Source organism: Candidatus Methylomirabilota bacterium, assembly GCA_036005065.1.
Lineage (GTDB): Bacteria > Methylomirabilota > Methylomirabilia > Rokubacteriales > DASRDR01 > DASYQW01.
In genome coordinates, this window is sequence record DASYQW010000307.1 from 1 (window position 1) to 5,856 (window position 5,856).

Sequence of the window (5,856 nt, forward strand, 5' to 3'; positions counted from 1 at the left end):
GTCCGGACGGGGACCCAGCGCCTCCACATCGTCGCCGAGGTCCGGCACGACGGCGGGTCGTCCGAGGAGCTGTCTCACCTGGCCGGGAGGATCGCCGCCGAGCTCCACCGCCAGCGTGGGATCCGGCCCGCTCGCGTCCTCCTGGTGCAGGCCCACACGATCCCCAAGACCTCGAGCGGCAAGATCCAGCACGCCGCGCTCGCCGCCCAGGTCGCAGCGGGCGCCCTGGCCGACCGGGTGCTGCACGCGACCGGCTCGACCGCCAGTTGACGGGCCGTGGGCGACCGATAGAGGCGGCGGGCGGATTCCTCGACGCGACGGGAGCGTGGGAGGCAGCGCATGAGCATGACCGCGTGGGTCATCCTGCTGGCGGTCATCGTCGGCATCGCCGTGTGGCTCTACAACAGCCTGGTCGAGCTGCGCAACCAGGTGCGGAACGCCTGGGCGCAGATCGACGTCCAGCTCAAGCGACGTCACGATCTGATCCCGAACCTGGTCGAGGCGGTCAAGGGATACATGCAGCACGAACGCGAGGTGCTCCAGCGCGTGACCGAAGCCCGCAGCCGGGCCATGGCCGCCTCGGGCGCGGCCCAGGCCGGCGCGGCCGAGGGGCAGCTCAGCCAGGCCGTCGCGGGCCTGCTGGCCGTCATGGAGCGCTACCCCGACCTCAAGGCCAACCAGAACGTCCTCGCGCTCCAGGAGGAGATCGTCAGCACCGAGAACCGGATCGGCTTCGCGCGCCAGCTCTACAACGACATGGTGGCCCGGTACAACACCCGGCAGCAGGTGTTCCCGGTGAACCTGGCTGCCGCCGCCCTGGGCTTCGCGCCGGCCGAGTTCTTCCAGATGGACGCGGCCGAGCGGGCGGTGCCGCGGGTCGACCTGAGCCCGCGTTAGGCGGAATGGCGGCGAACGACCCGGCGGGTCCGCCCGCGCCCAAGGGTGCCCGGCCGGCGCCCCGCAACCTCTTCGCCGAGCAGGCTGCGAACCGCCGGACCACCTGGCTCCTCATCGGGGTCTTCGTCCTCTTCCTCGCGTTCCTCGGCCTGGGGGCCGACCTCTTCCTCCTCGGCTACGATCCCACGCGGTCTCTGGCCCGCGGCGGGCTGCCGATCCCGATCGCCGCCACCTTCGCGACCTTCTTCGGAGGCATCTCGGCGTGGATGGGCTACCGCTTCGGCGACCGGGCGGTGCTCGCCTCCAGCCACGCGCGCCCGGTCGACCCGAACGATCCCAACGCCCGCGTCCTCATGAACGTCGTCACCGAGATGGCCATTGCCTCCGGCCTGCCCATGCCCAAGGTCCACGTCATCGACGACGCCGACCCGAACGCCTTCGCCACCGGCCGGGACCCGGACCACGCCTCCATCGCCGTCACCACCGGGCTCTTGATGGTGATGAGCCGCGACGAGCTCCAGGGCGTCATCGCCCACGAGATGTCTCACGTCCGCAACTACGACATCCAGAAAATGACCATCGTCGCCGCCTTGCTGGGCGCCGTGCTCCTCCTCAGCGACTGGGCCTCCCGGGTCCGCCTCCGCGGCAAGAGCGAGGATGACGACGGCGGTCGGGTCGCCGGGCCGCTGGGGCTCGTCATCTTCATCGTGTGGCTGGTCGCGATCCTGCTGGCTCCGCTGATCGGCAACCTCCTGGCCACCGCGGTCTCGCGCAGCCGGGAGTACCTTGCCGACGCCTCGGGCGCCGAGTTGACTCGCAACCCGATGGGCCTCGCCAACGCGCTCCGGAAGCTCGAGGCGGCCACCGCGCCGACCGTCGCCATCGCCCGGGGCACCGCGCACCTCTGCATCATCGACCCACTCGCGCGTGCCGTGAACGAGAAGGAAGGACTGGTCGCCGACCTCTTCGCCACCCACCCGCCGCTCCAGGACCGGATCGCCCGGCTGGAGGCGATGGCCTACCAGAGCTGAGGGCGGGGAGCGTCACGCGTGCAGCTCGACGTCAACATCGCCATCGAGAGTCTCCGGGACGTGCCGGCCCTCGCGCGGGACGCGGAGGCGCTCGGCTTCGACGGCCTGTGGGCTTCGGAAACGCGGCACGATCCCTTCCTCCCGCTGGCCCTGGCCGCCTTGCACACCCGTCGCGTCAGCCTCGGAACCGCCATCGCCGTCGCCTTTCCCCGGAGTCCCACCGTCGTCGCCCATACGGCGTGGGACCTCCAGGCCGCCTCCGAGGGGCGCCTCATCCTGGGCCTCGGGACCCAGGTGAAGGGACATAACGAACGCCGCTTCTCGGTCAAGTGGAGCGCGCCCGGTCCGCGCCTGCGCGAGTACATCCTGGCCCTCCGCGCCCTCTGGGAGTGCTGGCAGACCGGCGGCGGCGTCGACTTCCGGGGCGAGCACTACTCGATCACGCTGATGACCCCGTTCTTCGCGCCACCGCCCATCGCCCACCCCCGCATCCCGATCTACATCGCCGCCGTGAACGCGTACAACCTCCGGCTGGCCGGCGAGCTCTGCGACGGCGTCCATCTCCACCCGTTCCATTCGGTGAAGTACCTGCGCGAGTTCGCCCTCCCCCACATCGAGGCGGGTCTCGCCAAGACCGGTCGCCGGCGGGGCGACATTGCCCTGATGACCTCGGTCTTCATGGTGACGGGACGGACACCGGCCGAGCTCGCCGAGGCGCGCCAGCAGGTCCGGGCCCAGATCGCCTTCTACGCGTCGACCCGGACCTACGAGCCCGTGCTGGCCGCGCACGGCTGGCAGGACCTGATGCCCCGACTCCACCGGAAGTCGGTGGAGGGCGACTGGGCAGGCATGGCCGCCCTCGTCACCGACGAGATGCTCGAGGTCTTCGCCATCGAGGCGCCACTCGACGGCCTGGCCGCCGCGCTCCGGGCACGCTATGACGGACTCCTCGATCGGCTCGCGCCCTATCTGCCGCTCGAGACGCGGACCGACCGGCAGGCGCTCGAAGCCTTCGCCGGGGCGCTCCGGGGAAAGCTCGGGTAGCGCGCCCGGCCGCCCCTCACGAGGAGAAGAGCTTTTCTCCTTGACGTTCCTGACCTTGCCTCTTAGACTCGGGCCGGTTCATGCGACCCACCCGCCAATCGAGCCGAGCAGTCGGCCGGAGGAGGCGATGAAGGTGAGGGCGCGGCGTGGAAGGACCCGGCCGGAGACGGCGCGCGGAATCCTCAAGCCTTCCGATCTGCTGGCCATTCTGGCGCGGCGGACGAGTGAGCTGTTCACCGACATCGCCGAGCTCAATGGTCGGCTCGAGCGGCTCGAGGCGGCGCTTCGAGAGGTTCGCGAGGAGTGCGCCAAGCTCGTCGAGAGGAAACGGCGGCGGACGCGAGCGCATCGGAGATCGTCGAAAAAGGCTCCGGGGACGAAAGCGCCCCACTTTCTGCTGGCCGCCTAGGCTGACGCGCCAGAAAGGAGTGTCCCTCCCCTCCGGTCGAGATTGGTACCCGCTACCCTTTCGCCCTCGCGATGACCAGGCGGAGGCTCTCCGTCGCCGACCGCGTCACCGGACGGACGGACCGAACTTCCAGCGCCTCTCAAGCGTCTCATTGAGGCGGGGTTCGGCTCCGGCCGACTGGTACGGAGCTTGCGTCCGCCGGGAGTGGGCGTGCAGGCCTCGCGAGGAGGAAACCATGTCGAGGACGCGTCAGGGTCTCGTCACGATGCTGGTCATGGGGGTGGCCCTCGCCGCCGCCACCGCCTGGGCCGGTCCGGCCACCGACCAGGTCAAAGTGTCCGTGGATCGCGTGCTGAAGATCGTCCAGGACCCGGAGCTGAAAAAACCCGCCAACGCGGACAAGCGCCGGACCCAGATTCGCGAGGTCGCCAAGGGCCTCCTCGACTTCGAGGAGATGGCGAAGCGAGCCCTGGGCCGCCACTGGGCCCAGCGGAAGCCCGAGGAGCAGAAGCGCTTCACCGAGCTCTTCACCGATCTGCTGGAGGCCTCCTACGTCGGAAAGATCGAGGCCTACGGCGGGGAAAAGGTCGTCTACCTCCCCGAGCAGGCGGAGGGCGACACGGTGACCGTCCGCTCCAAGGTCGTCACCGAGCGCGGGACCGAGATCCCCATCGACTATCGCCTCCAGAAGCGGGGCGACCGGTGGATGGCCTACGACGTCGTGATCGAGGGGGTGAGCCTCGTCGCGAACTACCGGACCCAGTTCAACAAGATCATCGCGCAGGGCTCCTACGGCGATCTCGTGAAGAAGATGGAGCAGAAGCAGCTCGAGGTCGCCGAAGAGCAGAAGACCCGGAAGGCCGCGCCCAAGACGCAGTGACGGAGGCCACGCGCATGGCTCGAAAGCGCGCACCGAAACGTGCCCGGAAGGCGTCGCCGCGGCGTGCCAAGACGGCGGCCCGGCGACCCCGGAAGACCGCGCGGCCCCGGAAGACCGCGATTCGCGCCAAGACGCCCGCCCGGCGGCGCCGGAAGACCACCGCACGCAGCGCCCAGAAGTCACCGCCGCCGCCCCGGCAGCGCCCCAGCGAGGAAGCCCTCCAGGGCCCACCGCCCGCCGAGGCCACCATGATCCGCAGCGACCGGGAACGCGAGGCCGAGCGCCGGCTGGCCAGCCACACGGAGGCCAGCCCGAAGCTCTCGGGTGGCGACGTCGACGCCGACTGGGAGCGCGCGGCGAGCGTGGGCGAGGAGGCTGTCGGCGGGAGCGTGGCGACGCCCGACCAGAGCGTCGTCGACGACCTCGGCGGTGCCCTGGGAGTGCCGCGGGCGCCCGACGAAGCCTTCCGCACCTCCCAGGAGATCCTCGAGGCGCGCGATCGCCGCCGGTCCCGCCAGGAGGGCTGAGAGCCGCCTCCCGCGCTCCCCGGGACCCTGCTGCCCCGCCCGCGATCAGCGGAATCCTCGACCTCGCCTCCGCGCCTCTGCCGGAGCCTTCCGGCCTCGTTGGTCCGGGCTTGACCAGCGCGTCGCAGGCAGGCAACACTCGACGGTGCCGTCGCCGTCTCGGGAAGTGCCGAACCACCCGGAAGGAGGCCCTGGCATGCTGATCCACGTCCTTGCCGCCGTGTTGCTCCTCGCCGCTCCCGCGTCGGCCGCCACGCGGCTCAACGTCGCCATCGGCGCCGACGTCAACGTCGTGGAGGTGCACAAGACGCTCCTGGGGCCCGGCTTCAAGGAAAAGGTGCCCGACGTCGACCTGAACGTCGTCGGCACCGGCACCGGCGAGCCGGCCAGCCGCGCGATCTACACGAAGATCAAGGCCCAGGCGGACGCGGGCCGGAAGCCGTGGGACCTGGACGTCGCGCTGGTCAGCATGGCGGTCGCCTCCCAGATGGTGCGGGAGGGACTGCTCCACCGCTACGTGCCTCAATTGCAGAACGCCGCGCTCGTCAAGGGTGCCGAGGTGAAGGAAGCCTTCGGCGTGACGGTCGACGGCTACGTCGTCCCGATGTTCCACAACCAGATCGCCATCGCCTACCACCCGTCGAAGGTGCCCACCCCGCCGAAGTCGTTCGAGGACCTGCTCGCCTGGACCAAGGCCAACCCGGGACGCTTCGGATACAACGGCATCAAGGGGGGCGTGAGCGGTGTCGGCTTCGTCATGGGCTGGGTCTACTGGAAGACCGGACTCTACGCGCAGCTCACCCAGGGCCCCTTTGACCGCGGGAAGGAACCGGCGATCCGGGAGGCCATCACGGCGCTCCGGGACTTCAACAAGAACGCGTTGATCACCAGCGGCAACGCCGGGACGCTCGACGCCCTGAACCGCGGCGAGGCCTGGATGGGTGCGATCTGGATCGATCAGCTGGTGGCCTGGAAGAACGAGGGGCGCATGGACGAGGCGGTGACGCCGATCCTGCCCGCGCCGGGCCTGCCGATCTATCCCCTCTACCTCGTCGTGCCCCGCGAGGC

Annotated in this window: 8 protein-coding genes; all 8 read left to right on the forward strand. The window is 70.3% G+C overall.

Features of this window, described 5'->3' with window-relative positions; genetic code table 11:
- On the forward strand, positions 1-270 hold a 270-nt coding region (locus tag VGW35_21090; protein HEV8310167.1), incomplete at its 5' end, for a hypothetical protein.
- 69 nt (positions 271-339) lie between these two features.
- Positions 340-897, forward strand: coding sequence for a LemA family protein (locus VGW35_21095; protein HEV8310168.1), 558 nt, complete (start codon positions 340-342; stop codon positions 895-897).
- A gap of 5 nt (positions 898-902) precedes the next feature.
- Positions 903-1,928, forward strand: a complete 1,026-nt coding sequence (locus tag VGW35_21100) for a M48 family metallopeptidase (GenBank protein HEV8310169.1) — start codon at positions 903-905, stop codon at positions 1,926-1,928.
- Between the two features lie 18 nt (positions 1,929-1,946).
- Positions 1,947-2,972 (forward strand): TIGR03617 family F420-dependent LLM class oxidoreductase, encoded by a 1,026-nt coding sequence (locus VGW35_21105; GenBank protein ID HEV8310170.1) that lies wholly within the window; start codon positions 1,947-1,949, stop codon positions 2,970-2,972.
- Positions 2,973-3,099: 127 nt separating this feature from the next.
- A complete protein-coding gene (locus VGW35_21110; protein HEV8310171.1) occupies positions 3,100-3,381 on the forward strand; it encodes a hypothetical protein in 282 nt (93 codons plus the stop codon).
- Positions 3,382-3,616: 235 nt separating this feature from the next.
- Positions 3,617-4,261 (forward strand): ABC transporter substrate-binding protein, encoded by a 645-nt coding sequence (locus VGW35_21115; protein ID HEV8310172.1) that lies wholly within the window; start codon positions 3,617-3,619, stop codon positions 4,259-4,261.
- A 14-nt stretch (positions 4,262-4,275) separates the two neighbouring features.
- Positions 4,276-4,788 carry a DUF6335 family protein gene (locus VGW35_21120; protein ID HEV8310173.1) on the forward strand — a complete coding sequence of 171 codons (513 nt, stop codon included), beginning with the start codon at positions 4,276-4,278 and terminating at the stop codon, positions 4,786-4,788.
- A gap of 196 nt (positions 4,789-4,984) precedes the next feature.
- Positions 4,985-5,856 (forward strand): extracellular solute-binding protein (locus VGW35_21125; protein HEV8310174.1); only part of this gene is annotated, 872 nt, incomplete at its 3' end.

Bases quoted from the DNA above. Each gene is read 5' to 3' on its own strand.
- VGW35_21095 (HEV8310168.1), top strand. From the start codon at position 340: ATGAGCATGACCGCGTGGGTCATCCTGCTGGCGGTCATCGTCGGCATC.
- VGW35_21100 (HEV8310169.1), top strand. From the start codon at position 903: ATGGCGGCGAACGACCCGGCGGGTCCGCCCGCGCCCAAGGGTGCCCGG.
- VGW35_21110 (HEV8310171.1), top strand. From the start codon at position 3,100: ATGAAGGTGAGGGCGCGGCGTGGAAGGACCCGGCCGGAGACGGCGCGC.
- VGW35_21115 (HEV8310172.1), top strand. From the start codon at position 3,617: ATGTCGAGGACGCGTCAGGGTCTCGTCACGATGCTGGTCATGGGGGTG.
- VGW35_21120 (HEV8310173.1), top strand. From the start codon at position 4,276: ATGGCTCGAAAGCGCGCACCGAAACGTGCCCGGAAGGCGTCGCCGCGG.